The organism is Erwinia oleae (assembly GCF_000770305.1).
In the GTDB taxonomy this organism is placed as follows: domain Bacteria; phylum Pseudomonadota; class Gammaproteobacteria; order Enterobacterales; family Enterobacteriaceae; genus Erwinia; species Erwinia oleae.
Map to the genome: position 1 here is coordinate 26,377 of NZ_JNVB01000008.1, position 25,102 is coordinate 51,478.

Genomic DNA, 25,102 nt, shown 5'->3' on the forward strand with positions numbered 1-25,102 from the left:
TTACAACATGCTTAAAAGCTGGAAAATACTTCGCAGTGATATCCGTTATATTAGCAAAGACATTAATGATTAAAGAAGAAAAATTAATAAGAGCAGGGGAGACGATGCTGGCTGCGCCAATGGGGCCGACGCAGCCGGGAGAAATTAAATCAGGAAGTCTTCCAGTTTTTTACCCTGGTCAAGCGCCTGCTTAATAATTGCAGGCGTACGACCCTGGCCGGTCCATGATTTGGTTTCGCCATTCTCGTCTTTATACTGGTATTTTGCCGGACGCGGTGCACGCTTGGAACGTGATTTAGCAGAACCCGCATCAACAGAAGTCAGTTCGCTAAGATCGATACCGTCGTCGAGCAGCATTTGACGATATTTAGCCAACTTCTCTTCTTTTTCTTTGATTTCAGAAGCCAGTGCCGCTTCCGAATCACGACGCTCGTTAACAACGGCTTCGAGTTTTTCCAGCATCTCTTCAAGTTCAGTTAAAGAAACTTCACGAGCCTGTGCACGAAGAGTTCGAATGTTATTTAATACTTTCAGAGTTTCGCTCATAAAGAAATCCGTAGTGTTGGGTTGAAAATTAATCAGTGTACGATTCGAAGGCCAGTGTACAGATAAATTCGTCGGTAAAAAACACCTAATTAATAAAATAATGCGCAATTACCACTGTTTTTCTTTTTTTATGCGAAGACGATCAACCATCAGATGTAAATACATTTACATTATTGAGACAAATCTTAACGGATAAGTACCGTTTTACGGCGGCGCTTAATGTTGATGCGAGTAAGTCATGTTACTGAACGCGATAAAGAAAGATGGAAGGCAAATAATCCGCGTTCGATTACCATTCGATTCATCCGACACCATGCCGTGAATAGTCATAAAAGAAATTTACGTTATCGCTTCCTTCGTTAAGCCGAGTAAAAGACGGGGACAATCAGGATGGTAAGTTATCATCCTTTTTTAGTTACAACATACTAATATTATTAATAATACCGTTGCTTTAAATTCATACTCCTGATGAGACACAGAGTCGCTTCATATAAGAACAAGGTCAGGCAGGTTGAAGGGTGTTACTACTGAAGAAACGAAGCGATGAAATAATGACTGAAGGGGAGATGAATATGTTTATCGTTTTCAACTCTCTGCCGTCAGAGGATTACTGACGGCAGCTGAGGCGGGCGTTAATTATAGATAATGGCGGTGCCATGGAGATTGTTCTGACCAGAGGTCGAAACGATGCGGAACGCCTTTGCGCCAGCGCGATCGGCTTTTGTCGACAGTTGCGATTCCAGCGAGGTAAGACTGCTGCTGCCAGTCGCACTTATTACGCCTGCACGTTGTTGTTCAACGGGCGTATTTACCACTAACTCAGCCGCCGCAGCGTTAAAAACAAACACGCTAAATATTGTGGAGACGATTAACCGTGTTACGTTTTTCATAAAATTTACCTTAAGGGTAGGGAACTGATATTTAATTACGCACGCTGCGTAATTATTGATAAATTGCAGCGGTCGCGTGCATGCGATTATTTCCGGTAGTGGAAACGATTCGGAAAGATTTGGCACCAGTGGCGTCTGCTTTTTCAGCCAGTTGTGATTCCATTGAAGAAAGATTCGTTCCCGATACGGAAATCACGCCCACCTCTTGTTGATGCGCTGGCGCGTTGTCAATGAGCTCGGCAGCAAAGGTTGAAGAAGAAAGAGCGGTAAGGAGTAAAGTGGTAAACAGGATGCTGTAACGTTTCATAATGCGCCTCGAAATATCGTAAAAGGGTTGTCAAGATCGTATTAAATAACGATCGATAACTTAATGTTACGCGGGGAATTTCAGCGCGTCAATGCTATTTATTAATGATTGATAATAAATGAAATAACTAACTGATAATGTTGATTATTTATTTTATTAGTGAATTATATTTTAATTGTGTTACCGTGGTTACTGTGCAACGGACTGCGCCCGGCATGCCAACGCATGCTTTTTTATCGTATTAAGCAGGTTACCGGAACGCTAGTGGCGGGAGACGTGATGACTGAAGGTGAAATTTGTGCAGCAAAAAGCCGCGGAAGACCTAAGACGTTTAACCGCGAAGCGGCGATCGATAAGGCGCTGGAGCTGTTCTGGCGACACGGCTATGAGGCCACCTCATTATCCGACCTTGTGGAAGCAACAGGTGCTAAGGCACCCACGCTCTATGCCGAATTCACCAATAAGCAGGGCATGTTTCGCGCCGTTCTCGAACGCTATAATGAAAAGTTTGGCGAGCAGCGTAAAGCTGCACTGGCCTGTCCTGAACGCAGCGTGGCTGAGGGCATCGAACACTATTTTCGTGCTACCGCCGTCTGTTTTACCGACGGTAAAAAGCCATCGGGCTGCTTTTTTATCTGCACCTCGACGGCGCTTTCCGCCGACGCCACAGAAGTGGCTGAGATGCTTCATGAGCAGTCGCTCAGCCAGGAAAATCATCTCAAGGCATTTCTGCTGGCGCGGCAGAAAACCGGCGAGCTGGATGCTGAAACGGATATCAATGCGCTCTCTGCCTGGCTTAGTTGTATTCTTCAGGGGATGTCGGTGCGCGCTCGCGCAGGCACCACGCGTGCGGAGCTGAATAGCATTATTGATACACTTATGCTGCAATGGCCCGTGCTCAGCCGCCTGGGCTGCCATACTGCCCGTCACGCATCAGATAAGGAGTCTTAATGACCACAGAATATGCAATCATCGCCGGAGGCTGCTTTTGGTGTACCGAAGCGGTTTTCAAGCAAATCAATGGCGTTGAATCCGTTGAAAGCGGATACATTGGTGGCCACACCGCCAGTCCGACCTATCGTGAAGTGTGCAGCGGCGAAACCGGCCATGCAGAAGCTATCCGGCTGGGCTTCGATCCTGAAAAGATCGGTTATGGTGAGTTGCTGGATATCAGCTTTGCCACACACGATCCGACGCAGTTAAACCGGCAGGGCAATGATATCGGTACCCAGTATCGCTCCGCTATTTTTCCGCTGAATGAATCGCAGGCGGTTGAAGCGAAGGCGGCAATCGCTCGCGCGCAGGCCGATCATCAGGAAACCATCGTGACGACTATTGAAGCCGCGACGGAGTGGTATCCGGCGGAGGATTATCATCAAAATTACTGGGAAGGTGAGGGACAGGAGAACCGTTACTGTCTGGCCGTTATCCCGCCCAAGCTGCAAAAATTACGCAAGCGCTATGCGGAACGCACCCGCTCATGATGTAAAAGCCTCCTGCCCGGAGGCTTTTTTTTGCTCAAAGCCCCTTACTTTTCAAGCGAAGCGCCACCAGTAGCGCCACGACCAGCATCAGGCCGATAAACGCACTGATGCCATTCCAGCCAAACTGCCGCCAGAACACGCCGCCCAGCGTGCCCGCCACGCTGGAGCCCAGGTAGTAGCTGAACAAATAGAGCGACGAAGCCTGTCCTTTAGCACGCCGTGCGCGCGGGCCTATCCAGCCGCTGGCGACAGAGTGCGCGGCAAAGAAGCCTGCGGCAAACAGCATCATGCCTGGCAGAATCAGTAAGAGATTGTTGAACAGGGTGATCAGCAGCCCCGCCAGCATCAGGGCGGTCGAGAAGAGCAGCACGCGTGCTCTGCCATATTTCGCGGTCATCGCGCCCGCTTTCGGTGAGCTCCATGTGCCGGTCAGATAGACTACCGACAGCAGGCCGACCGTCGCCTGACTAAGAGAGAACGGCGCCGCCAGCAGGCGATAGCCAATATAATTGAACAACGTCACAAAGGCGCCCATCAGCAGGAAACCCTCCGCAAACAGCAACGGCAGGCCGCTGTCACGCCAGTGCAAACGGAAATTGATCGCCAGGCTGCGTGGCTTCAGCGAAATCGGGCGAAAATGGCGTGAAGGCGGGAGAATTTTCCAGAACATCAGCGCCGCCGCCAGCGCGAAACAGCCGATGGCCATCACCGCCACGCGCCATGAACTGAAATCGGTGATCACGCCACTCAGCAGACGTCCACTCATGCCGCCGATAGAGTTGCCGCTGATATAAAGCCCCATCGAAAAAGCGATAACGCCAGGGTGCATCTCTTCACTGAGATAGGTCATGCCCACCGCCGCCACGCCGCTGAGCGAAAGCCCGATCAGCGCTCGCATGATCAAAATACCATGCCAGCTGGTCATGGTTGCTGAGAGCAACGTACAGACCGCCGCCAGCAGCAGCGCAGTTACCATCACCGATTTTCTGCCGATGGCATCAGAAAGCGGCCCGGTGACCAGCAGTCCCAGCGCCAGCAGGCCGGTGGAAACCGATAACGAAAGGCTGCTGGCGGCAGGAGATACGCCAAACTCCTGCGACAGGACAGGCAGAATAGGTTGCACGCAATAAAGTAAGGCAAAGGTAGCCAGTCCCGCAGAGAAAAGCGCGAAGGTGACCCGAATAAAGGGCCTGGTACCGCGTCGGATATAGAGGTTTTTAGCAGGGTGTGCTCCGGAAGGTTGTTGAACTATTTCTTCCACGTCGGAGCCGGACATTGAACGATTCACACATAATCCTGTTTACAATAATCAGCAGGGTTACTGTAAATAAGCAGTAATATGATGTCTAATATATTAATTATCTCAAATGATATTTTTAAAATATGAATATAGAGCTACGCCACCTCCGTTATTTTATTGCCGTCGCTGAAGAACTGCATTTTGGCCGCGCCGCGCGACGCCTTAATATCTCGCAGCCGCCTCTGAGCCAGCAAATCCAGGCGCTTGAGCAACAGCTTGATGCCCGACTGTTTGCCCGTACCAATCGCAGCGTGCAGCTCACGCCCGCCGGAGAACACTTTCTGCATGATGCGCGCCAGATTATGCAGAGTGTGGCGCTGGCGGCCGATAAAGCGTCACGCATTCATCACGGCCATCAGGGCGAATTGCGGATTGGTTTTACCTCTTCCGCGCCTTTTATCGCTACGGTGTCTGATGCGCTCTTTACCTTCCGCCAGCGCTATCCGCATGTCCATATTCAGATGCAGGAGATCAATACCCGGCAGCAGCTTGAGCCGCTGCTTGATGGTCGGCTTGATCTGGGCGTGATGCGCAATACGCCGCTGCCTGACGTTCTCAACCATCAGCTGATGCTGCGCGAGCCGCTTTGCGCCGTGGTTCATCGTGCGCACCGGCTGGCGGGCAAAGAGAGTATTTCTGTCAGCGAACTGGCTAACGAACCTTTTGTTTTTTTTGATCCCCAGGTAGGCACGGCGCTCTATTCAGAAACGCTGGCCATGCTGCAACGTTACGGTATCGTGCCGGATATTGCTCAGGAGGTCGGTGAGGCGATGACGATTATCGGACTGGTCGCCACAGGGCTGGGCGTCTCCATTTTGCCCGCTTCATTTCGCCGCATCCGACTGGATGATGTCTGCTGGCTGCCGCTGCGTGAAAAAGACGTCTGGTCAGAAGTGTGGCTGGTGTGGTCGACGCGACGTGAGATGAGCGCAACGATCCGACACATGAAAGCGCTGCTGCTGGCGAATGATTTCTGAACGGAGAAGGTTTTTTGTGTGCAGTAAATCACATTTCTAATCAAATATTTGACGCGGTCAGCTAACTGTTCCACCATGGTCTGAGGGTTTATTTTGAAGCGTGAAAATAAGTGGAGGCAGGGGTGTGATAACGGACGGTCAGCCAGGCCACATCGACCAGATCAAGCAAATTAACGCAGGTGCTGTCTATCGCCTGATCGATCGCTTCGGGCCTGTATCACGCATTGATTTATCCAAAAAAGCCCAGCTTGCACCCGCAAGTATCACAAAAATCGTGCGCGAAATGCTGGAAGCGCATCTGGTGCAGGAGACGGAGTTTCAGGATGCAGGCAGCCGCGGCCGTCCCGCGATTGGATTAACGCTCGACACCGTCGCCTGGCATTTCCTCTCGGCGCGTATCGGCAATGGCGAAATCACGCTGGCTCTGCGCGAGCTTAGCAGCAAACTGGTGGTGGAAGAGCTGCGCCCGCTTCCCGTTAACGATGACAAGCCGCTACTGAACCGCATCATTGCTGAAATCGACGCTTTTTTTGTCCGCCATCAAAACAAACTTGAACGGCTTACTGCTATCGCTATCACCTTGCCGGGCATTGTTGATGCGAAAACCGGCATTGTCCAGCGGATGCCATTTTATCAGGTAGATGCCATGCCGCTCGGCCCTGAGCTCGAGAAGCGCACGGGTCTGCCGGTCTATATTCAGCATGATATTTGTGCATGGACGATGGCGGAAGCGCTGTTTGGCGCCTCACGCGATATAAAAGATGTGATTCAGGTTGTTATCGATCATAACGTTGGCGCAGGTGTGATAACCGGCGGCAGGCTGCTGCACGGCGGCAGCAGTACGCTGGTGGAAATAGGGCATACGCAAATTGATGCCTGGGGCAAACAGTGCTATTGCGGCAATCACGGTTGCCTTGAAACCGTCGCCAGTATCGAAAGCATGTTGGAACTGGCGGCGCAGCGGCTGCCTGCCTCGCCGCAATCCACGCTTCATCATCTGCCGCTGAGCATCGAGTCGCTCTGTGACGCTGCCCTGGCGGGCGATCTTCTTGCCAGAGACGTGATTACCGGCGTCGGACATAATGTCGGACGTATTCTGGCCATTATGGTTAACCTTTTTAATCCGCAAAAGATCCTGATTGGATCACCGCTTAATCAGGCCAGCGAAATTCTCTACCCCGCTATCGCAGACTGCATTCGCCGACAGTCTTTGCCCGTTTACAGCCAGCAGATCGCCGTTGAAGCCACGCATTTTTACAATATCGGCACCATGCCGGGCGCCGCGCTGGTGAAAGAGGCGCTCTATAACGGCACGCTGTTGGTCAGGCTGCTCCAGGGGTAATGCTCTCAGGGACACTTCTGTTGGCTCAGTGCTTTTACCAACTCCGCCCGTTGTGTTTCGAGTGCACAAATATGTTTTTCAACCTCAGCAAGGTGCCTCAAAAGTGCGGCCTGTGTTTCCGGGCAAAATTCAGCCTCTTCCCTGGCACGCATACAGGCAGGAAAACCACAGATTTCAGAGAGGGTAAACCCTGCGGCGATTAAACGGCGAATCTGGCGAACCTCGGTAACCGACTGATCGTTAAAGTAACGATAACCATTACTGCCACGTATTGACGTAACAAGCCCGTGTTTATCGTAATGACGGATTGCCCGCACGCTGACCTCTGACCGTTCTGATACTTCGCCAATAGATAAATCCATCTTATCGCCTTCTTTTCTCTTGACCCTGACATTAATGTCAGGGTGCAGCATAGCCTGAAATGACTTACTGAGGAGTTTATCATGCTGTTATTTCGCGCTTCCCGCTTCTTGCTATCGGTTTTTCTGCTGATGTTTTCTCTGCATCTTTATGCAGCACAAAAGAGTTACTTTCTGACCGCGCCTGACGGCACCCGGCTGGCGGTACAGGAAGCGGGGGATCCTGACGGCACGCCCGTCATTCTTATCCACGGATTACTGGGGAGCCACCTGAACTGGGAAAATCAATTACAGGATGACCAACTAAAGCATTTGCGGCTGATTACGTATGATTTAAGAGGACATGGTCTTTCCGGCAAACCGGAACAGGATTCTGCGTACCGGGAAGGCAAACGCTGGGCGGAGGATCTTGCAACGGTCATTGAAGGAAGTCATGCAGCCAGGCCGCTGCTGGTTGGCTGGTCTCTCGGCGGGGCGGTTATCACCCAATATCTGGCTGCCTATGGCGATCGTCAAATCCGGGGAGCCATGTACGTCGATGGCGTGGTTGAGTTAACGCCAGTGCTAATCCCGGCGCATCCGGTCGTCTATGAAGGCATGACATCAGCAGAGTTGAAAACGCATCTCAATGGAGAGCGCGACTTTCTCAGGTTGTGTTTTCACCAGCAGCCGGACAGCCGCACGTTTGAACAACTTATCGCCAGCGCCGCGATGGCCTCCTGGTCAATGCAGCGCGCGGTGCCGGGTATGCGTATTCCCCTTGAACAGGGGCTCGGCTCCGCCCGTGTTCCGTTACTCTTTATTTATGGCAAGTATGATGCACTGGTTAACCCGCAGACCTCTCTGGCACGGGCCAAAAGTATTAACCCGCAGATACGCTCACTGATATATGCTGATTCCGGACATGCGCCGTTTAATGAAGAACCCTCAAGGTTCAACCGCGATTTAGCCGAATTTGCTGCTCAACTTCATTAATTACGGTGCGCTGAGCTGGCGAAGACGTTCTCTTGATCAATGCGTCGCATAAAATTTTAGTCGTCTGGCAGCACTGAAAAGAAAATGGTGCGTTGCCGGACTGATATTCTTTTATGCTCACCCTCTTTGACGGAATATCTGATGACCTCTCTTCGTCTGCCTTATTTCACCCTATCTCACGATGCATACATGGGATTGTCTGCTACAAAAAAAGCATTAGAGAAAAGTTCCCTGGGGAAAACACTTATTGAGCTTGTTTATCTACGGGTTTCACAAATAAACGGGTGTGCGTTCTGCCTTGAAATGCATGCAAAGTCCCTGCGCGCAGCGGGCGTCGACAATGCCAAAATTGACGCGCTTGCGGGATGGCGGGTCAGTAATCACTTTGTTGAGAAAGAGAAAGCGGCTTTACAGTGGACTGAAGCGCTGGTCAATGTCGATAAATCCTTCGCGGCTGATGAATATTTTGCACCACTTCATGCCTTTTTTTCTGATAGTGAAATTTCCGACCTGACCTTTGCCATTTCCCTGATGTCAGCGTTTAACCGACTTGCCATCGGCATGAGGCAATAGATTAGCGCGCGTATTAACAAAATAGCGACGCAACTTTGTTATGACAAAATCTTGCGCTAACGCAAGCTGCCCATGCTCATGCTGTCCTACTATTTCTGCCTCAGTGATTTTTGTTTTTTTTTGGCCGATGGTGGCCAGTGGGGTGGGACAGCATGAAACGTTTGTTTATTACCGGTACCGATACTGAAGTGGGAAAAACGGTGATCAGCCGCGCCCTGTTACAAAAACTGGCAGAAGGCAATAAGCGTACCGTCGGCTATAAACCCGTCGCCAAAGGAAGTCAGCAGACGGAAGAGGGCATCCGCAACAAAGATGCGCTGATCCTTCAGGAATCGTCGTCAATTGCGCTTCCTTATGCTGCGATCAATCCGATAACGCTGCTGGAAGATGAGATCAGTACCAGCCGCGATACGCCTGTCGACTATGCAAAATTGAGCGAAGGTCTGATGTCATTGCATGAGCAGGCCGATCACGTGGTGGTTGAAGGCACCGGGGGCTGGCACAGCCTGATGAACGATCTACGTCCGCTCTCCGCCTGGGCAGTGGATGAAAAACTGCCGGTGGTGATGGTGGTCGGTATCAAGCTGGGTTGCATCAGCCATGCATTGCTGACCGCGCAGGCGATAGCCAACGATGGGTTGCCGCTGCTGGGATGGGTGGCGAATCGTATCAATCCGGGGCTGGCGCACTACGCAGAAATCATTGAGGTTTTACGCTGTAAAATTGATGCGCCGCTGTTAGGTGAATTGCCCTATCTGCCGCGTGCTGAATCGCGCGATCTGGCGAAATATATCGATCTGAGCGCGATAAAGCGCTAAAAAAATGGCACCCAACAGGTGCCATTATATGAGTAAAGTAGTATCAGGGATTCAGCGCGCGGCGCGTGCGACCTGAACTGAGATAGCTGGCGATATAGTCCTGAGAAATCTCTCCGCTGTAGCGACCTTCCTCATCCACAATCGGCATCCATACCATATTGTGCTCATACAGTTTTGACAGCACCACGCGCAGGTTCTCTTCTGCACGTCCGGTAACGGTAAATTTATGCAGCAGTTCGCTGCATTCCCCGCTGGCGCCACGCGCTTCCCGGCGTTTGACAAAGCCCAGCGGCTTGCCGTCTTCATCCACCACGGTGACCGAGCGCATATCGTTATCGTCCATCGTGCCAAAGGCTTCCGCCAGCGGGGTTGAACGCCTGACGGTAATGGTGGGCTGCTGATCGGTAACGTCGCCCGCGGAAACCAGCAGCAGGCGCTTCAACGTGCGGTCCTGGCCGACAAACGAGCCGACAAACTCATTGGCCGGTTTCGCCAGCAGTTCGTCCGGGCTGGCGCACTGCACAATTTTGCCCTGACCAAACACTGCAATACGATCGCCCAGCTTCAGCGCCTCATCGATATCATGGCTTACCAGCATTACCGTTTTTTTCAGCTGGCGTTGCATATCCAGAAATTCATTCTGAATGACTTCGCGGTTAATCGGATCGACCGCCCCGAACGGCTCATCCATCAGCAATACCGGTGGATCCGCTGCCAGGGCGCGGATTACGCCGATACGCTGTTGCTGACCGCCAGAGAGCTCACGCGGATAGCGATGCAGGAATTTTGTCGGATCGAGCGCGACCATGCTCATCAATTCACTGGCCCGCTCACGACAGCGCTTTTTCTCCCAGCCCAACATGCGTGGCACAACGGTGATGTTCTCTTCAATGGTCATGTTGGGAAACAGACCAATTTGCTGGATCACATAACCAATATTGCGCCGCAGCGTCACGGTGTCCATACCGCTGGTGTCTTCACCGTTAATCAGTATTTTGCCGCTGCTGGCGGGGATCAGACGGTTAATCATCTTCAACGTGGTGGTTTTGCCGCAGCCGGACGGGCCAAGCAGCACGCACATTTCACCTTCCGGCACGTTCAGGCTGACGTTGTCCACCGCGTTAAACGAGGTGCCTTTCTGCGTAAAGGTTTTGGTGAGGTTTTCCAGTTTTATCATTATCGAATCCCCTTAGGAGTCAGCGCCAGCTGCAAACGGTGCAGCAGCCAGTCGAGAATAATTGCCAGCAGGCAAATCATCAGCGCGCCTGCAATCAACATGCGAATATCACTGCCGCTGATGCCATCCAGCAGCAGCAGGCCGAGGCCGCCCGCGCCGATGACGGCGGCAATGGCCATGACGCCAACGTTCATCACCACGGCGGTACGGATGCCGCCAAAAATGACCGGCAGCGCCATCGGGATCTCAACCCAGCGCAGACGCTGCCAGAACGTCATACCAATGCCGCGTCCGGCTTCGCGCAGGCCGCCCGGCAGATTTTCCAGTGCGGTGTGCGTATTGCGCACAATCGGCAGCAGGGAGTAGAGGAATACGGCGGTAACTGCGGGCAGTACGCCAATTCCCTGACCGATCATCGAAAACAGCGGGATCATCAGGCCAAACAGGGCGATGGACGGAATGGTCAGCACAATGGTGGCGAGGCCGAGGATCGGCGTTGCCAGCCATTTGTAGCGCACAATCATGATGCCGAGCGGTACGCCGACGACGATCGCCAGACCCACGGCCAGACCCACCAGCCACAAATGCTGAAACGTCAGGGAGGCCAGGTAGCCCGCGTTGTTAATCATGTAGTGAATAGTTTCCATTCTGCCTCCTTAAAGCAAGCCTTTAGATTTCAGAAAATCGCTCGCCACCTGTTGTGGAGACTGATGGTCGATATCAACGCGTTTATTCATTTCAGTAATGGCTTCATCGGTGATCAGCGGCGACAGGCTGTTCAGCGCCTCTTCCAGGCCGGGATGGCTGTCCAGCGTGGCTTTGGTTACCACTGGCGTAACCGCATAGCTGGGAAAGAAGCCTTTGTCGTCTGTTAAGACCTTCAGATCGAACCCCTTAACGCGGCCGTCGGTGGTGTAAACCAGTCCTGCATCAACGAAGCCGTCGCGGATGGCGTTATACACCAGGCCGGGATCCATCTGACGGATTTGCGGGCGATCCAGCGGCATATTGTAAGCTTTTTGCAGCGGTTTCATGCCGTCCGAGCGTCCTGAAAACTCCAGATCCAGGCCTAACAACCAGTTATTATCCGGATCGTTTTTACGCACCTCTTCCACTTTCGCCACCAGCTGGGACATCGTTTCGATATGCTCGGCCTCGGCGCGTTTGCGCTGCATGGCGAACGCGTAAGTGTTGTTCATCGGGGCCGGATTCAGCCAGACCAGCCCCAGTTTGCTGTCCAGTTTTTTCACCGTGTCATACGCTTCCTGCGGCGACATTTGCTTGTTGATATGGTTGAAAATAATCAGTGACGTACCGGTATATTCCCAGGTCATATCAACCTGCTTGTTGATCATCGCGTTACGGCCAATGGTGGTGGCGATATTGGTCTTCGGCTCAATCTGAAAGCCTTTTTTACGCAGATACATTGTCGTCATCGCCGAGAGAATGTGCTGCTCGGTAAAACTTTTCGTCGCAAAAACGATAGGTTTTCCGGCGTCGGCGTCGGCGGCAGCGGCGCCTGCGCTGAGCGCCAGCGTCGCACTTAATGCCAGCGCGGTGTTGCGCACCCAGCGGGTAAAGAGTGTGGCCTTAGCCATATGTCTGCTCCTTAATTCTTATACAGCCGTGTGTGGGCTGAGCAGGCGACCTAATCCGGCCAGTAACATATCGAGGATCAGCGCAAAAAGTGCCGTTGCGGCAGCGCCAAGGATCAGGGTAGGGAAATCGTTCAGATAGATGCCGGGGAAAATCAGTTCACCGAAGCTGCTCGCGCCGATCAGGAACGCCAGCGGCGCGGTGCCCACGTTTATCGCCATCGCCACGCGGATACCAGAGAGCATCACCGGCCAGGCATTAGGAAGCTCCACCTGACGCAGCCGTTGCCCTTTGGTCATACCGATGCCGTTGGCCGCCTCGATCAGCGAGGAGGGAACGGAGCACAGCCCGGAATAGGTGTTTCGCACAATCGGCAGCAACGATGCCAGGAATAACGCAACAATCGCGGGCCGATCGCCAATACCAATAATGACCATCGCCAGCGCCAGTACCGCCAGCGGGGGCAAAGTATTGCCGACGTTAAAAATTTGCATCACGTATTCCGCCCAGCGGCGGGCGAAAGGGCGGCTGAGGATGATGCCGCTGGGAATACCGACCAGCAAAGCAAACAGCATCGACCAGAACACCAGGAACATATGTTGCCTGCCCAGATAAATCAGATCGACCTGGCGGGCTTTGATGGTATCAACGCCGAGGCCGTAAACCAGCAGCGCCACAATGGCAATAACGAATAGTACCGCCAGTGCCGTGCGCCGTAAAAACGTCGCGTTTTGCATAAGTTTCACTCTCCCTGGTTTTTTCAGGATACGGGCATGCCCTTGTTATAGTGACAAACAGCACAACAACATCGATCGCGCATAAGGCGATATCCGCCTGGTTTGTGCCGGGTAAAATGGTTAAAAAAGATACATCAGGTGTTTTTTAACGCCAGATGACCAAAAAGTACCTTAAACTCTATAGCAGCGTGCCCTCTGTTCCGCCAGTTTCAGGCGGAAAATCAGCAGGATAGTTTTCGCACTAAAGCGCTGTAACTCGCTTTATTACAGGTCTGAGGGTAAAAAAGAGAATTTCTGGCGTCACCGGTGACAACGTCACATTTTGAGGGTTTTACGTCGGTTATCGATAAATTCACGGTTGTTACAGGAAAGCATTCACGTCTATGTCTGAAAGCACGCACGAGCCGGTTGCCGGACGCCCGCTGATTCTTATTGCCTGCATGCTGGCAATGTTCATGGCCGCCATTGAAGTCACCATTGTAGCCACCGCGATGCCGACCATTGTTGCTGAGCTGGGAGGATTTGCGCAGTTTAGCTGGGTATTTTCGATTTACCTGCTGACGCAGGCAGTAAGCGTACCGATCTATGGGCGGCTGGCCGATATCTGGGGACGCAAACGGGTCTTTTTTATCGGCACTTCACTCTTTTTACTGGGCTCGGTACTGTGTGGCTTCGCGCCGGGCATGCAGTGGCTGATCCTGTTCCGCGCCGTGCAGGGGCTGGGAGCGGGCGCAATCATGCCGCTGACCGCCACCATTGTTGCCGATGTTTATCGGCCCGAAGAGCGAGCCTCTATACAGGGCTGGCTTTCCAGCGTGTGGGGCGTGTCAGCAATCGTTGGCCCGCTCAGCGGCGCGTGGATTGTGCAGCACCTTAACTGGGCGGCGATCTTCTGGGTTAACGTGCCCATCGGCATCGTTTCCATGCTGATGCTGGCACGCTGGTTTAGCGAACCGGGCCACCATCAGCAGCAACGTCTGAACCTGGCAGGAAGCGGTTTGATGATGCTGTCGGTGACGGCGCTGCTTGCCGCGCTGTTACAGGCGCAGGAGCCAGGCTGGTGGTCTTTGTGTCTCTTTGTACTGGCGGCGCTCGCCGGCTGGGCGCTGGTACGCCATGAAAAGCACGCGCCGGAACCGCTGTTCCCGCATGCCATCTGGCAAAGCAGAACGCTGCTGGCAGGCAATATGGGGAACCTGGCTATCGGCGCGGCAATGATGGGCATCAGCGCTTTTTTACCCACGTGGATTCAGGGCGTAAACGGCGGAACGCCGCTTCAGGCCGGCAGTGCCCTGGCTATGATGTCGATTGGCTGGCCGCTTGCCAGCACCTTCAGCGGTCGGTTGATGCATCGAACCTCTTACCGTTTCACCGCGCAGACCGGCTCGTTATTGCTGATTATCGGCACCGGGCTGTTATTGCTGTTAAACAGCCACAGTTCGATTTTCCAGTCCGGTCTGACCGCCTTTGTAATTGGCAGCGGTATGGGAATGACCAGCACCACCTTCCTGATCTCGGTACAGAATTCAGCGCATCATTCGATACGTGGGATCTGCACGGCGTCAATTATGTTCAGCCGCCTGTTGGGTTCCGCGCTGGGCACGGCAGTGATGGGCGCGGTGCTGAATTATAATCTTCTGATCCGCCTGCCTGACAGGCAGGATCCGGTGCAGCAGGTGATGTCGCATGCAGAGCGCGCAGCGATGGGTGCGCAGGGGCTGGCGGAGGTGACGGGGCAGATTGCCGCTTCGCTGCACTGGGTATTTGCGGTGTCGGTGATTATCGCGACAGCCAGCCTGATAGTTTCACGCGCATTGCCGGTTAAAAGGCCGGGTGACTAAATGAATAAAGGCCGCGAAAGCGGCCTTTATTATCAGGAAGAGGGCGAGTCCTGGGAAGAACCTGCATTCGCCGGTACGGGCTGCTCGCTTTCGCCCCCGTTGCGTTTATAGACGATTTTCTGTGAATCATTTTCGCAGTGACCAACCACCTGGCCGCCTGCGCTGTCAGCCTGATCGTTGGGAACAACGTCAAGGGTGAAACCCGATTCCGGCACGCCGTTATTAATGATTTTCTGGCTGATATCTGCCTTAACCGATTCGCAAGATGCCTGGGCTGCGAGAGGAGAGGCAATAATCAGCGCGATAACCCACTTGTAACCTTTCATCATCTTATCCTTTTGCTTAGTATCAGCGAATAACTATAGCAGCCATTTATCATCAGGGCGTGATCAGACGACCGCTGCGGCGATCCAGACAGCGAAGCGTGTTTGGCTCCCAATAAGCGTTTACGTTAGCGCTTTGTTCACAGCTATCGCGATTATCATAGGCGCGGTCAGCCTTATCGAACTCTTTTTCAACGCGGGTATTCACCTTCCTGCGTAGCATATGGGTTTGATCCCACTGCTCTTTTTCCTGCCGGGCCTGCTCGTTGCTCAGCGCATTGTTGCCGTTATCAATAATCAGGCGATCGGTTTGCGCCTGCGCGATACCGTTCATGCTGAACAGCGTACCGGCAAGCACCAGCAGCAGAGCAGCCTTGCCCATACATTTTTGCTTGTGTGTCATCATCGTTTTCACCGTAAATTCTCTTGTTTGAAATGCAACGCCCGCCGGAGCGGCTGCATGGATCACGTTATGTAGTATATCATCACCCGCAAATAGCTCACCAGCCGCCCGCATCTCGTTTAGGGTTGAGAGAGATTTCTATGCTGTTCAAAACAACGCTGCTTTTTTTTATTACCGCGCTGGCTGAAATTATCGGCTGTTTTCTGCCGTGGCTCTGGCTGAAAAAACAGGGGAGCGTGATGCTGCTGATACCTGCGGCCGCCAGCCTGGCGCTGTTCGCCTGGCTGCTGACGCTCCATCCCGCCGCCAGCGGCCGGGTATATGCCGCCTATGGCGGCGTGTATGTGGTAACGGCGCTGCTCTGGCTCCGTTTTGTGGATGGCGTAAAACTCAGCTATTACGACTGGCTGGGCGCTGCCGTCGCGTTCTGTGGGATGCTGATCATGGTCGCGGGATGGGAAAGAGGCTAGCGGTATAAAGCCGAAACCAGATGCTTTTTGAAAATGTGATTTAACTTCCAATACGGCCTTTAAGATACTTGTATGGTAGGTGCCGCGAACGTGAATGACGCGGTCGTCAACCATATCGGATCTTAATTGTCAGAGAGGCCTCGATCTTCTCTGGCAGCCACGGAAGGGTCATCCTATGTCACAAAAGAACAGGAAAATCACCATCCCTGTCAGTTTGGGTTATGGTGTTACGGATATTATGGGCGGAGGCGCCTTTACCGTTATCGGCGCGTGGTTATTGTTTTTTTACACCACCTGGGTTGGCCTGACGCCGATGCAGGCGGCTTCCATCGTGGCGATTGCCCGTATTGTGGATGCGGTTGTCAGCTTATTTATGGGCAGCATCACTGACCACTTTTATAAAACATATTTCGGCAAAAAATTTGGCAGACGCCGTTTCTTTTTACTGGCGGGCGCGCCGCTGATGCTGGTTTATGCCCTGTTATGGGTTAATGGCATGAGCTACGGTTTTTACCTTACCGTCTATCTTGCTTTTGAAATTATCGCCGCGATGGTGCTTATTCCCTGGGAAACGTTGCCGTCGGAAATGACCCGAGATTTTAATTCACGGACAAAACTCTCGACATGCCGCATGTTCCTGTCGGCATCAGGCACTTTTCTGGCCACCTTTATTCCCGGTTTACTGATTCATCATTTCGGCGAGGACAATCCTCATGCGTATTTAATCAACGGTATTGTTTTCGCCGTCCTGTTTATGGTGTGCGTCTTTATTTCCTGGAAGGTCACCTGGGAGCGCGAGTTAACGCCGGAGATGCTGGCAGAGTTGGAACGTGTCGTGCCGCAGGCCACGCTTGTGGAAAGACTTGTCTCTGTGCTCGCGCTGTTTAAGGAATATGCCTCAACGCTTCGGGTTCGTGCGTTCCGCAAGCATCTGGCCATTTACCTTCTCTCATTTACCGCGAAAGATATTTACAACACGGTGTTTGTTTTTTTCTGCGTCTACTGCCTGAACATTTCTGCTGCGCTGGCGGGAACGCTGCTCTCGATGAGTATTGTCGGGCTCCCGGTGACGCTGCTGGCAGGCGTGGCGATCATCAGATACGGGCCAGCACGTCTTTATACGTTTGCCTACAGTCTGATGCTGCTGTGTCTGGTGGGTTTGTTGATGGTTTATCAGTTTCCGGGCGACTATAACGTTGCGCTTTTAGTTGTCCTGGCGGTGCTTTATCAGGTCGGGCGTTGCGTGCTTGAATTCACGCCCTGGAACGTATTTCCGTTTATTCCGGATATTGACGAATTAATCACCCGCCAACGCCGCGAAGGCTTATTTGCAGCCGTCATGACCTTCTCACGTAAAACGACGATAGCTGTTGCCACCTTTATGGTTGGCATGCTGCTTCAGGCGGGAGGATTTATAAAGGGCAGTCAGACGCAGCCTGAAAGCGCCGTGCAGACCATCGCCATTATGTTATTTGCGGGCACGGCAGGGTTACTGCTTCTCGCACTCTGGCAGGCATTAAGTTTTCATCTGAATAAGCAGACGCATAAAATATTTGTTGATGAGGTGGATCGGTTAAAAATAAGCGGTGCGGAACGTCACGCAGCGCCAGAAATAAGAAAAGTAGTGGAGGATCTGACCGGGCACAGTTACGATAAACTCTACGCGGAATTTACCCAGCCTGGGCAACATTTAACGCCGCATAAATGACGTCCGGCGGCCAGCCTGCTGGCCGCCCCATACTCAACGCTTCGCGACTTTTAATCCTGCCAGCGTCTGGCACACCGGCATCATTTCCAGCGTATTGATGTTGACATGCTTCGGCAGCGTGGCCACCCACCAGACCGCTTCGGTAACGTCTTCAGCGGTTAACGGCTCGGTACCTTCGTAAACGTTACCGGCTTTTGCGTCATCGCCTTTGAAGCGCACGTTAGAAAACTCCGTGCCGCCCACCAGGCCTGGCTCAATGTCCGTCACGCGAAGCGGAGTGCCGTGCAGGTCGGTGCGTAAATTGAGGCTGAACTGGCGAACGAAGGCTTTGGTCGCGCCATAAACGTTACCGCCCGCATAAGGCCAGTTACCGGCGGTGGAGCCAATATTAATAATGTGCCCCGCGTTTCGCTCAACCATGCCGGGCAGGATTGCGCGGGTCATGTAGACCAGACCTTTATTGTTGGTATCGATCATGGCTTCCCAGTCATCAAGGCTGGCCTTATGCGCAGGCTCCATCCCCAGCGCCAGGCCTGCATTATTCACCAGCACGGCGATGTTTTGCCAGTCGGCGGGGAGACTTTGCAGCGCTTCTTCAATCTGCGCGCGGTTACGCACATCCAGCCTCAGCGTATAAAGATTGTCGCCCAGCTCATCTTTCAAGGCCTGAAGGCGTTCGCTGCGTCGGCCGGTGGCAATCACACGGTGACCCTGTGCGATAAAGCGGCGGGTGATGCTCTCTCCAAAGCCGGCGGTGGCACCAGTAACAAATACAATCATCTCACTGTTCCTCAACACATTTTGGGGGTTACACACCTTAGCACTTCACCATGAGAATGGTAAGGCTGACGCTTACTCCTTTAAAAAGACCGGATCTCCGGGCGATAAAAGAGTAATTTGTCAGCATAATCTTTCCTCTGGACAGGAGAAGTGGAATGACTGTTATCGCCTGCCTGCATGCGGCCAGAAGCAACATTGCGCTTTATGAAGATGCGCTGCGCGGGCTTGATTTCAGCGATGTTGAACTGCTGCATCGCGTAGAGGGCGAGCTGCTGGCAAGCGTTGCCGATGCGGGAGACGTCACCGAGGCGATCGCGGATGCGACACGTCAGGCCATTCATGAGCTGTGTGACTACGCCGATGCGGTGATCGTTACCTGCACCACGCTTGGGGTGGTGGCATGGGACGCCAGCCAGTTCAGCAAACCGGTGATCCGGGTTGATGCCGCGCTGGCGAAAGTCGCGTCGCGCTATCAGGGTTCGATCCTTGTGCTTTGCACCGCGCACGCCACGCTGGCGGCCACCACCCATCTTTTTGAAGCGTTTATTCCTCCCGAACGGCTGTCGGTCGAGCTGATACCAGGAGCCTGGGTGTGGTTCAATGCAGGCGATTTCGACGGCTACTACCGGGAAATTGCCGGTTATATCCAGCAACGCCCGGAGTCACCGCTGGGTTGCATCGTACTGGCGCAAATATCGATGGCCGGTGCGGAAAAACAGATTAACAGCACGCTCTCGGTACTGACCGGACCGGCAGTGAGTTTGCAGGCCGCTATTGATGCGCTGTATTAAGCTGTAAAAAAGCTGGCAGGTGAGATTAAAGCGTTTTAAGCTGCCGTTATAACGACTTACATCAGGAAAGAGAATGTTCGATATCACGCTGCTGATTCTTCTGGGGCTGGCCGGCATGAGCTATTTCAGCCACAACATGGCGGTGACGATTGCGCTGCTGGTACTGATTATTGTGAAAATGACGCCGCTCAGCAGCCTGTTTCCATGGATCGAAAAGCAGGGTGTATCAATCGGTATCATTGTTCTGACCATTGGCATGCTGGCGCCGATTGCCAGCGGTGCTATACCCACCAGCACGCTGATACAATCATTTCTTAACTGGAAATCGCTGCTGGCGATCGCCGTCGGGATCTTCGTTTCGTGGGTAGGCGGGCGCGGCGTTACCCTGATGGGCAGTCAGCCTGGCGTGGTGGCGGGGTTGATTATCGGGACAATTATTGGCGTTTCGCTGTTTCGCGGCGTGCCGGTCGGGCCGCTGATTGCCGCAGGGCTGGTTTCGTTGTTCATCGGCAAATCGTAACGAGCAACGAAAAAGGGCGGAAGCGTTCCGCCCGATGCTGCTTAACCCGGATAGATACCGCGATCTTTACGCGCCATCAGAATACGCTCGCAGGCAACAATATAAGCTGCGGTGCGCAGGCTGCACGACTTCTCTTTCGCTTTATCCCACACGTGAACCATCGCTTCGGTCATAATCTTATCCATGCGGTCGTTGATTTCACCCTCGCTCCAGAAGAAGCTGGCCATATCCTGTACCCACTCGAAATAACTGACCGTTACGCCGCCCGCGTTACATATCACGTCAGGCACCACAATGATGCCGCGTGAGCTGAGCATATCGTCGGCATCCGGGAAGGTGGGCCCGTTAGCGCCTTCCAGCACCAGCTTGCAGCTCAACTGCTCAGCGCGCTCGCGGGTTATCTGTCCTTCCAGCGCTGCCGGGATCAGGATATCCATGCTCACCGACCAGAATGCTTCGCTGTCAACGGTCTCTGCGCCAGGGAAACCGGCAATATTTTTATGCGCTTTTTGCCAGTCGGCGAGGGCGGCAAGATCGATGCCGTCGGCGTTAAACAGCGTTGCCGAATGATCCTGAATCGCCACCACATAGGCCCCCGCTTCCACAAACAGTCGCGCCGCTTCGCTACCTACGTTACCAAAACCCTGTACGGCAATTTTCGCGCCCTGAATGCGGATGTTAGAGCGACGCGCCACTTCGCGGCCGGTCACAAAGACGCCGCGTCCGGTGGCTTTTTCCCTGCCGAGCGAGCCGCCCAGATGAATAGGCTTACCGGTGACCACGCCGGTTACCGTGGTGCCGTGATTCATTGAGTAGGTATCCATCATCCACGCCATCACCCGTGAATTGGTGCCGACGTCCGGGGCAGGGATATCTTTCTGCGGGCCAATAATCAGACCGATTTCGCTGGTATAGCGGCGGGTCAGTCGCTCCAGTTCACCGTCCGACAGCGTAAACGGATCGACGCGGATACCGCCTTTTGCGCCGCCGTAAGGCAGATTTACCGCCGCACACTTGATGGTCATCCATGCCGAAAGCGCCATCACCTCGTTTAAGTCAACGTTGGGATGGTAACGAATGCCGCCTTTGCCCGGCCCGCGCGACAGGTTGTGCTGCACGCGAAACCCCTCGAAGTGACGAATGGTGCCGTCGTCCATCTGTAAGGGGATATCAACAATCAGCGCGCGTTTGGGGTGGCGCAACGTATCGATCCAGCGAGTAAGGTCGCCCAGATAGGGCGCCACGCGGTCAATCTGTTGCAAATAAGTTGACCAGGCTGTTGTGCTGCCTTCAGAAACGTATGATAGCTTTTCCATAAGAAACCTTAGTGTGATAAGTGATATCTACTACGAAATCGGTAATTTTTTGGTGCATACGACTTATACGCCGGTAATTTAACACCAAACTGAGGTTTTCAATTCTTTAAATTATTGTGAAATTTTATAGGAAATTACATCTCAGCCCCTCTGTAACGAATAATTAGTTATTGTGTTGGTCACAAAGAGAATCGGTTCAGAAAAAAAGGCCATTTTTATGCAGTAAATCTGCATAGCAGGCGGTTAATCGCTATTTTTCAAAAGTTTGAACAAGCTCAAACTTTGTTAAGCTTCTCTTATCACCTTTTGGTTAAGAAAGAGGAAAGGGTCAAATGGATGTCACCATAAAACAGCTTTTGACGCGGTTTCCGCTATTGGAACGCCTGCGTCGTCTGGAACCCGTCACCTGGATCAACCCGCTGGCGGGATCGGTTGATACTGAATTGTCCGGCACGGGACGCCAGGTTGAAGAGATGGCGGCACGTCTGCGCCGTTTTGCGCCCTGGCTGATGAAGGCGTTCCCGGAAACCGAAGCCGCACAGGGGATTATCGAATCTGATATCGTGGCTATTCCTGCTATTCAGCACACGCTCAACACGCGTTATGGCTGCGTTCAGAACGGCCGCCTGCTGCTGAAAAAGGACAGCCATCTGCCCATTTCTGGCTCAATCAAAGCCCGGGGCGGCATTTGCGAAGTGTTGACGCACGCGGAGCGGCTGGCCGTCGGCGCGGGATTGCTGAACGAAAACGACGACTACAGCATACTGCTGTCGGCGCGCCACCGGTCGTTTTTTTCCGGCTATCGCATTGCCGTCGGCTCAACCGGCAATCTGGGGCTTTCCATCGGTATCGTGGGCGCCCGGCTCGGTTTTAAGGTTAGCGTGCACATGTCTGCTGATGCGCGTCAGTGGAAAAAAGACCGCCTGCGCGCGCATGGCGTCGAGGTGATTGAACATGCGCAGGATTACGGCGTGGCGGTTGAAGAGGGAAGGCGCGAGGCCGCCAGCGATCCGGCCTGTTACTTTATTGATGATGAAAACTCCCGCACGCTGTTTCTGGGCTATGCGGTGGCAGGCGAGCGCGTCAGACGTCAACTGGCTGCCCGCAACGTCATTGTCAACGCCGCGCATCCGTTGTTTGTTTATCTGCCCTGCGGTGTGGGCGGCGGGCCGGGAGGCGTGGCATTTGGCCTGAAGCTGGCGTTTGGTGACGCGGTACACTGCATCTTTGCCGAACCGGTTAACTCGCCCTGTATGCTGCTGGGCGTGCATACCGGGCTGCATGATGCCATTGCCGTGCAGGATCTGGGCATCGACAATAAAACCATTGCGGACGGTCTGGCGGTGGGTCGCCCGTCTGGTTTTGTCGGGCGCACAATGGCAGGGCTGCTGTGCGGGTTTTATACGTTGCAGGACAGCGAGATGCTCGACCTGCTCCGGCTGTTGAACCATGATGAAGGGATCTCGCTGGAGCCGTCGGCGCTGGCCGGTTTGCCCGGCCCGTGGCGGCTTTGGCAGAAGCGCGAGGCGCTGGCGGCGCAGGGGATTACGACGGCAATGCTGCAACAGGGAACGCATCTGGTCTGGGCTACCGGCGGCGGTATGGTGCCGGAAGCTGAAATGGCGCGCTATCTCGCGCCGCAGGCGGATAAATAGCAGACGATTTCGTTACCTTATCCACGATAACTGTCTGACGACTTTGCCTGAATCGACACAAGCAGGTATTCTACTGCCCAAATTTAATGAGAGTCCACATGAGGTCTTCATGATTATTAAACCACGCATTCGTGGCTTTATCTGTGTAACTGCCCATCCGGTGGGTTGCAAAGCTAACGTCAAGAACCAGATTGATTATGTTACCCGGCAGGGTGCCATCGCCAACGGCCCGAAAAAAGTACTGGTTATCGGCGCCTCTACCGGCTACGGCCTCGCGGCGCGCATCTCTGCCGCCTTTGGCTGTGGTGCGGACACGCTGGGCGTGTTCTTTGAGCGCGCGGGCGAAGAGACCAAACCCGCTACCGCTGGCTGGTACAACTCTGCCGCTTTTGAAGAATTCGCCGAAGCAAAAGGCCTGTATGCGAAAAGCATCAACGGCGACGCCTACTCGGACGAGGTCAAGCAGAAGACCATCGAGCTGATTAAACAGGATCTCGGCCAGGTCGATCTGGTGGTTTACAGCCTGGCCGCGCCGCGCCGCACCCATCCAAAAACCGGGGAAGTGTTCAACTCGACGCTGAAGCCGGTGGGCAAACAGGTGACCATCCGCGGTCTGAATACCGATAAAGAGACCATTAGCGAATCCACGCTGGAGCCTGCCACCCAGCAAGAGATCGACGGCACCGTCGCGGTGATGGGCGGCGAAGACTGGCAAATGTGGATTGATGCGCTGAAGGACGCAGGTGTACTGGCGGACGGCGCGAAAACCACCGCGTTCACCTATCTCGGTGAGAAAATCACCCACGATATCTACTGGAACGGCTCCATCGGCGAAGCGAAAAAGGATCTGGACAAGCGCGTGCTGACTATCCGCGATACGCTGGCAGACAAAGGCGGCGACGCCCGCGTTTCGGTGCTGAAAGCGGTGGTAACGCAGGCCAGCTCGGCGATCCCGATGATGCCGCTCTATCTGTCACTGCTGTTTAAGGTGATGAAAGAGAAAGGAACGCATGAGGGCTGCATTGAGCAGGTTTACGGCCTGTTTAAAGAGAGTCTGTACGGCGCTTCGCCCATCGTTGATGATGAAGGCCGTCTACGCGCGGATTATAAAGAACTGGCGGCGGACGTGCAGGACACGGTAGTGGCGCAGTGGCCGACCGTGACGAACGATAACCTCAACGACATTACTGATTTCGCCGGGTACAAAAAAGAGTTCATGCACCTGTTCGGTTTTGGCGTTGAGGGCGTGGATTATGGCGCCGACGTTAACGCCGACGTCAAAATCAGGAATCTGGTGCAGATGTAATTCTGGCCACATCAGTCAGGCTCGTCTGCGGACGGGCCTGCTCCTGCAACAGGGCAATCATCGCCCTCAGATTGCCATTCTCCCCGTTTTTTCGCCACACCAGCCAGATATCCAGATGACCCGCCTTGTCGGCGAGCGGCCAGGCCTGCACGCTGTCTCTGCCCGGCATCGTTTCCAGCATGCTGCGTGGAATAAGCGCCAGCCCCGCGCCTGCGCTGACGCAGGCCAGAATGCCGTGGTAGGACTCCATCTCAAAAATTTTACCGGGCATCGCGTTGGCGCGCGCAAACCAGTTTTCGAACAGACGGCGATAGGAACAGTTGGTGCGAAACGCATAGAGGGTCGCGCCGGAAAGCGCGTGTGCGCCGGTTATCGCCGGATAGTTTAACGCCGAGATCAGCACCATCTCCTCGGGGAAGGCCGCTATGCCGTCCAGCTGTGGATGCATGGGCGGCCCGTCAATAAATACTGCGCTGAATTCGCCCGCCAGCAAACCGTCGGTCATCGCTCCGGACGGGCCGGTTGACAGAGACAGCTCAACCTCCGGCCACTGTTGATGATAACGCGCAATCAGCGGTGGCAGCCTGACGGCGGCGGTGCTTTCAATGGCGCCCAGGGTAAATACGCCGGCCGGCTGACCGCCGGCTATGCGCTGCTTCGCTTCTGCGGTGAGATCTAAAATACGCGTGGCGTAATCCAGCAGCGTTCTCCCCGCGTCGGTGATATGCAACCGCAGCTTTTCCCGATTAAACAGCAGCGTGCCCAGTTCCTCTTCAAGCTGGCGCAGCCGGGTGGAGATGTTCGACGGCACGCGATGCAGCTTTTCCGCCGCTGCGGTCACACTGCCTTCTTCAGCGATAGCGCGAAAAACTTCAAGCTGGGTGATATCCATAAACTTTCTCAATTCA

General features: G+C 53.7%; 28 protein-coding genes. 14 read left to right on the plus strand and 14 right to left on the minus strand.

Features of this window, described 5'->3' with window-relative positions:
• Window positions 1-144: 144 nt before the first annotated feature.
• The 3 genes from GS12_RS04245 to bhsA (GS12_RS04255) form a co-directional block, all read right to left on the minus strand.
• Window positions 145-546, minus strand: a complete 402-nt coding sequence (locus GS12_RS04245) for an H-NS family histone-like protein (RefSeq protein WP_034914701.1) — start codon at window positions 544-546, stop codon at window positions 145-147.
• 632 nt (window positions 547-1,178) lie between these two features.
• On the minus strand, window positions 1,179-1,436 hold the full coding sequence (gene bhsA, locus GS12_RS04250) for a multiple stress resistance protein BhsA (protein ID WP_034944236.1): 258 nt from the start codon (window positions 1,434-1,436) through the stop codon (window positions 1,179-1,181).
• Window positions 1,437-1,488: 52 nt separating this feature from the next.
• A complete protein-coding gene (bhsA, locus tag GS12_RS04255; RefSeq protein WP_034944239.1) occupies window positions 1,489-1,743 on the minus strand; it encodes a multiple stress resistance protein BhsA in 255 nt (84 codons plus the stop codon).
• Window positions 1,744-2,022: 279 nt separating this feature from the next.
• Here bhsA (GS12_RS04255) and GS12_RS04260 point away from each other — a divergent pair, with 279 nt between their 5' ends.
• Together GS12_RS04260 and msrA are read left to right on the plus strand one after the other, a co-directional pair.
• Window positions 2,023-2,694, plus strand: a complete 672-nt coding sequence (locus GS12_RS04260; protein ID WP_034944331.1) for a TetR/AcrR family transcriptional regulator — start codon at window positions 2,023-2,025, stop codon at window positions 2,692-2,694.
• Window positions 2,694-3,227 carry a peptide-methionine (S)-S-oxide reductase MsrA gene (msrA, locus tag GS12_RS04265; RefSeq protein ID WP_034944242.1) on the plus strand — a complete coding sequence of 178 codons (534 nt, stop codon included), beginning with the start codon at window positions 2,694-2,696 and terminating at the stop codon, window positions 3,225-3,227. The genes GS12_RS04260 and msrA overlap by 1 nt, the downstream gene beginning before the upstream one ends.
• Before the next feature lie 34 nt (window positions 3,228-3,261).
• Here msrA and GS12_RS04270 read toward each other — a convergent pair whose 3' ends face one another.
• On the minus strand, window positions 3,262-4,503 hold the full coding sequence (locus tag GS12_RS04270; protein WP_152601351.1) for an MFS transporter: 1,242 nt from the start codon (window positions 4,501-4,503) through the stop codon (window positions 3,262-3,264).
• Between the two features lie 107 nt (window positions 4,504-4,610).
• Between GS12_RS04270 and GS12_RS04275 the strand changes: the two genes are divergently transcribed.
• Window positions 4,611-5,504 carry a LysR family transcriptional regulator gene (locus GS12_RS04275; protein ID WP_034944261.1) on the plus strand — a complete coding sequence of 298 codons (894 nt, stop codon included), beginning with the start codon at window positions 4,611-4,613 and terminating at the stop codon, window positions 5,502-5,504.
• 124 nt (window positions 5,505-5,628) lie between these two features.
• Complete coding sequence (gene mlc, locus GS12_RS04280) at window positions 5,629-6,846, plus strand: sugar metabolism global transcriptional regulator Mlc (RefSeq protein WP_034914713.1); 1,218 nt, start codon at window positions 5,629-5,631, stop codon at window positions 6,844-6,846.
• A 5-nt stretch (window positions 6,847-6,851) separates the two neighbouring features.
• On the opposite strand, the gene GS12_RS04285 is transcribed toward mlc, so the two are convergent.
• Window positions 6,852-7,208: a MerR family transcriptional regulator gene (locus GS12_RS04285; RefSeq protein WP_034944332.1), complete on the minus strand. Its 357-nt coding sequence runs from the start codon at window positions 7,206-7,208 to the stop codon at window positions 6,852-6,854.
• Window positions 7,209-7,289: 81 nt separating this feature from the next.
• On the opposite strand from GS12_RS04285, the gene GS12_RS04290 reads away from it, so the two are divergent.
• From GS12_RS04290 to bioD, 3 genes are all read left to right on the plus strand, one after another.
• Entirely contained in the window at window positions 7,290-8,180 is an 891-nt protein-coding gene (locus tag GS12_RS04290; RefSeq protein WP_034944264.1) for an alpha/beta fold hydrolase, read from the plus strand.
• Between the two features lie 141 nt (window positions 8,181-8,321).
• Entirely contained in the window at window positions 8,322-8,753 is a 432-nt protein-coding gene (locus GS12_RS04295; protein ID WP_034944267.1) for a carboxymuconolactone decarboxylase family protein, read from the plus strand.
• Window positions 8,754-8,905: 152 nt separating this feature from the next.
• Window positions 8,906-9,571: a dethiobiotin synthase gene (gene bioD / locus GS12_RS04300; protein WP_034914721.1), complete on the plus strand. Its 666-nt coding sequence runs from the start codon at window positions 8,906-8,908 to the stop codon at window positions 9,569-9,571.
• Window positions 9,572-9,614: 43 nt separating this feature from the next.
• Here bioD and osmV read toward each other — a convergent pair whose 3' ends face one another.
• Genes osmV through osmY form a run of 4 tightly spaced genes read right to left on the minus strand, consistent with a single transcriptional unit; the run spans window position 9,615 to window position 13,081 of the window.
• Window positions 9,615-10,748, minus strand: coding sequence for an osmoprotectant ABC transporter ATP-binding protein OsmV (gene osmV / locus GS12_RS04305; protein WP_034914722.1), 1,134 nt, complete (start codon window positions 10,746-10,748; stop codon window positions 9,615-9,617).
• Complete coding sequence (osmW, locus tag GS12_RS04310) at window positions 10,748-11,395, minus strand: osmoprotectant ABC transporter permease OsmW (RefSeq protein ID WP_034914724.1); 648 nt, start codon at window positions 11,393-11,395, stop codon at window positions 10,748-10,750. The genes osmV and osmW overlap by 1 nt, the downstream gene beginning before the upstream one ends.
• Window positions 11,396-11,404: 9 nt before the next feature.
• The gene (locus GS12_RS04315) at window positions 11,405-12,346 is read right to left on the minus strand and encodes a glycine betaine ABC transporter substrate-binding protein (protein ID WP_034944270.1); all 942 of its coding nucleotides are present in this window, start codon (window positions 12,344-12,346) and stop codon (window positions 11,405-11,407) included.
• Between the two features lie 18 nt (window positions 12,347-12,364).
• Window positions 12,365-13,081, minus strand: coding sequence for an osmoprotectant ABC transporter permease OsmY (gene osmY / locus GS12_RS04320; protein ID WP_034944272.1), 717 nt, complete (start codon window positions 13,079-13,081; stop codon window positions 12,365-12,367).
• A 383-nt stretch (window positions 13,082-13,464) separates the two neighbouring features.
• On the opposite strand from osmY, the gene GS12_RS04325 reads away from it, so the two are divergent.
• Window positions 13,465-14,922, plus strand: a complete 1,458-nt coding sequence (locus GS12_RS04325; protein ID WP_034944275.1) for an MDR family MFS transporter — start codon at window positions 13,465-13,467, stop codon at window positions 14,920-14,922.
• A 32-nt stretch (window positions 14,923-14,954) separates the two neighbouring features.
• On the opposite strand, the gene GS12_RS04330 is transcribed toward GS12_RS04325, so the two are convergent.
• Window positions 14,955-15,251: a DUF1161 domain-containing protein gene (locus GS12_RS04330; protein ID WP_034914732.1), complete on the minus strand. Its 297-nt coding sequence runs from the start codon at window positions 15,249-15,251 to the stop codon at window positions 14,955-14,957.
• A 49-nt stretch (window positions 15,252-15,300) separates the two neighbouring features.
• The gene (locus GS12_RS04335) at window positions 15,301-15,648 is read right to left on the minus strand and encodes a DUF1283 family protein (RefSeq protein ID WP_082212632.1); all 348 of its coding nucleotides are present in this window, start codon (window positions 15,646-15,648) and stop codon (window positions 15,301-15,303) included.
• Window positions 15,649-15,791: 143 nt separating this feature from the next.
• Between GS12_RS04335 and GS12_RS04340 the strand changes: the two genes are divergently transcribed.
• Complete coding sequence (locus tag GS12_RS04340) at window positions 15,792-16,118, plus strand: YnfA family protein (RefSeq protein WP_034944333.1); 327 nt, start codon at window positions 15,792-15,794, stop codon at window positions 16,116-16,118.
• Window positions 16,119-16,293: 175 nt separating this feature from the next.
• Window positions 16,294-17,826, plus strand: a complete 1,533-nt coding sequence (locus GS12_RS04345; protein ID WP_034944278.1) for an MFS transporter — start codon at window positions 16,294-16,296, stop codon at window positions 17,824-17,826.
• Window positions 17,827-17,859: 33 nt separating this feature from the next.
• Here GS12_RS04345 and ydfG read toward each other — a convergent pair whose 3' ends face one another.
• Window positions 17,860-18,606, minus strand: a complete 747-nt coding sequence (gene ydfG / locus GS12_RS04350; protein WP_034944281.1) for a bifunctional NADP-dependent 3-hydroxy acid dehydrogenase/3-hydroxypropionate dehydrogenase YdfG — start codon at window positions 18,604-18,606, stop codon at window positions 17,860-17,862.
• Between the two features lie 155 nt (window positions 18,607-18,761).
• On the opposite strand from ydfG, the gene GS12_RS04355 reads away from it, so the two are divergent.
• Entirely contained in the window at window positions 18,762-19,397 is a 636-nt protein-coding gene (locus GS12_RS04355; protein ID WP_034914740.1) for a hypothetical protein, read from the plus strand.
• A 73-nt stretch (window positions 19,398-19,470) separates the two neighbouring features.
• Window positions 19,471-19,917 carry a DUF441 domain-containing protein gene (locus GS12_RS04360; protein WP_034914743.1) on the plus strand — a complete coding sequence of 149 codons (447 nt, stop codon included), beginning with the start codon at window positions 19,471-19,473 and terminating at the stop codon, window positions 19,915-19,917.
• A gap of 41 nt (window positions 19,918-19,958) precedes the next feature.
• Here the strand turns inward: GS12_RS04360 and GS12_RS04365 are convergent, their stop codons facing one another.
• A complete protein-coding gene (locus GS12_RS04365) occupies window positions 19,959-21,233 on the minus strand; it encodes a Glu/Leu/Phe/Val family dehydrogenase (RefSeq protein ID WP_034914746.1) in 1,275 nt (424 codons plus the stop codon).
• 332 nt (window positions 21,234-21,565) lie between these two features.
• On the opposite strand from GS12_RS04365, the gene GS12_RS04370 reads away from it, so the two are divergent.
• Complete coding sequence (locus GS12_RS04370) at window positions 21,566-22,888, plus strand: D-serine ammonia-lyase (RefSeq protein ID WP_034944283.1); 1,323 nt, start codon at window positions 21,566-21,568, stop codon at window positions 22,886-22,888.
• A gap of 109 nt (window positions 22,889-22,997) precedes the next feature.
• Entirely contained in the window at window positions 22,998-24,194 is a 1,197-nt protein-coding gene (fabV, locus tag GS12_RS04375; RefSeq protein WP_034944285.1) for an enoyl-ACP reductase FabV, read from the plus strand.
• Here the strand turns inward: fabV and ptrR are convergent.
• Entirely contained in the window at window positions 24,172-25,086 is a 915-nt protein-coding gene (gene ptrR / locus GS12_RS04380) for a putrescine utilization regulator PtrR (RefSeq protein WP_052118355.1), read from the minus strand. The genes fabV and ptrR overlap by 23 nt on opposite strands.
• Window positions 25,087-25,102: the final 16 nt, after the last annotated feature.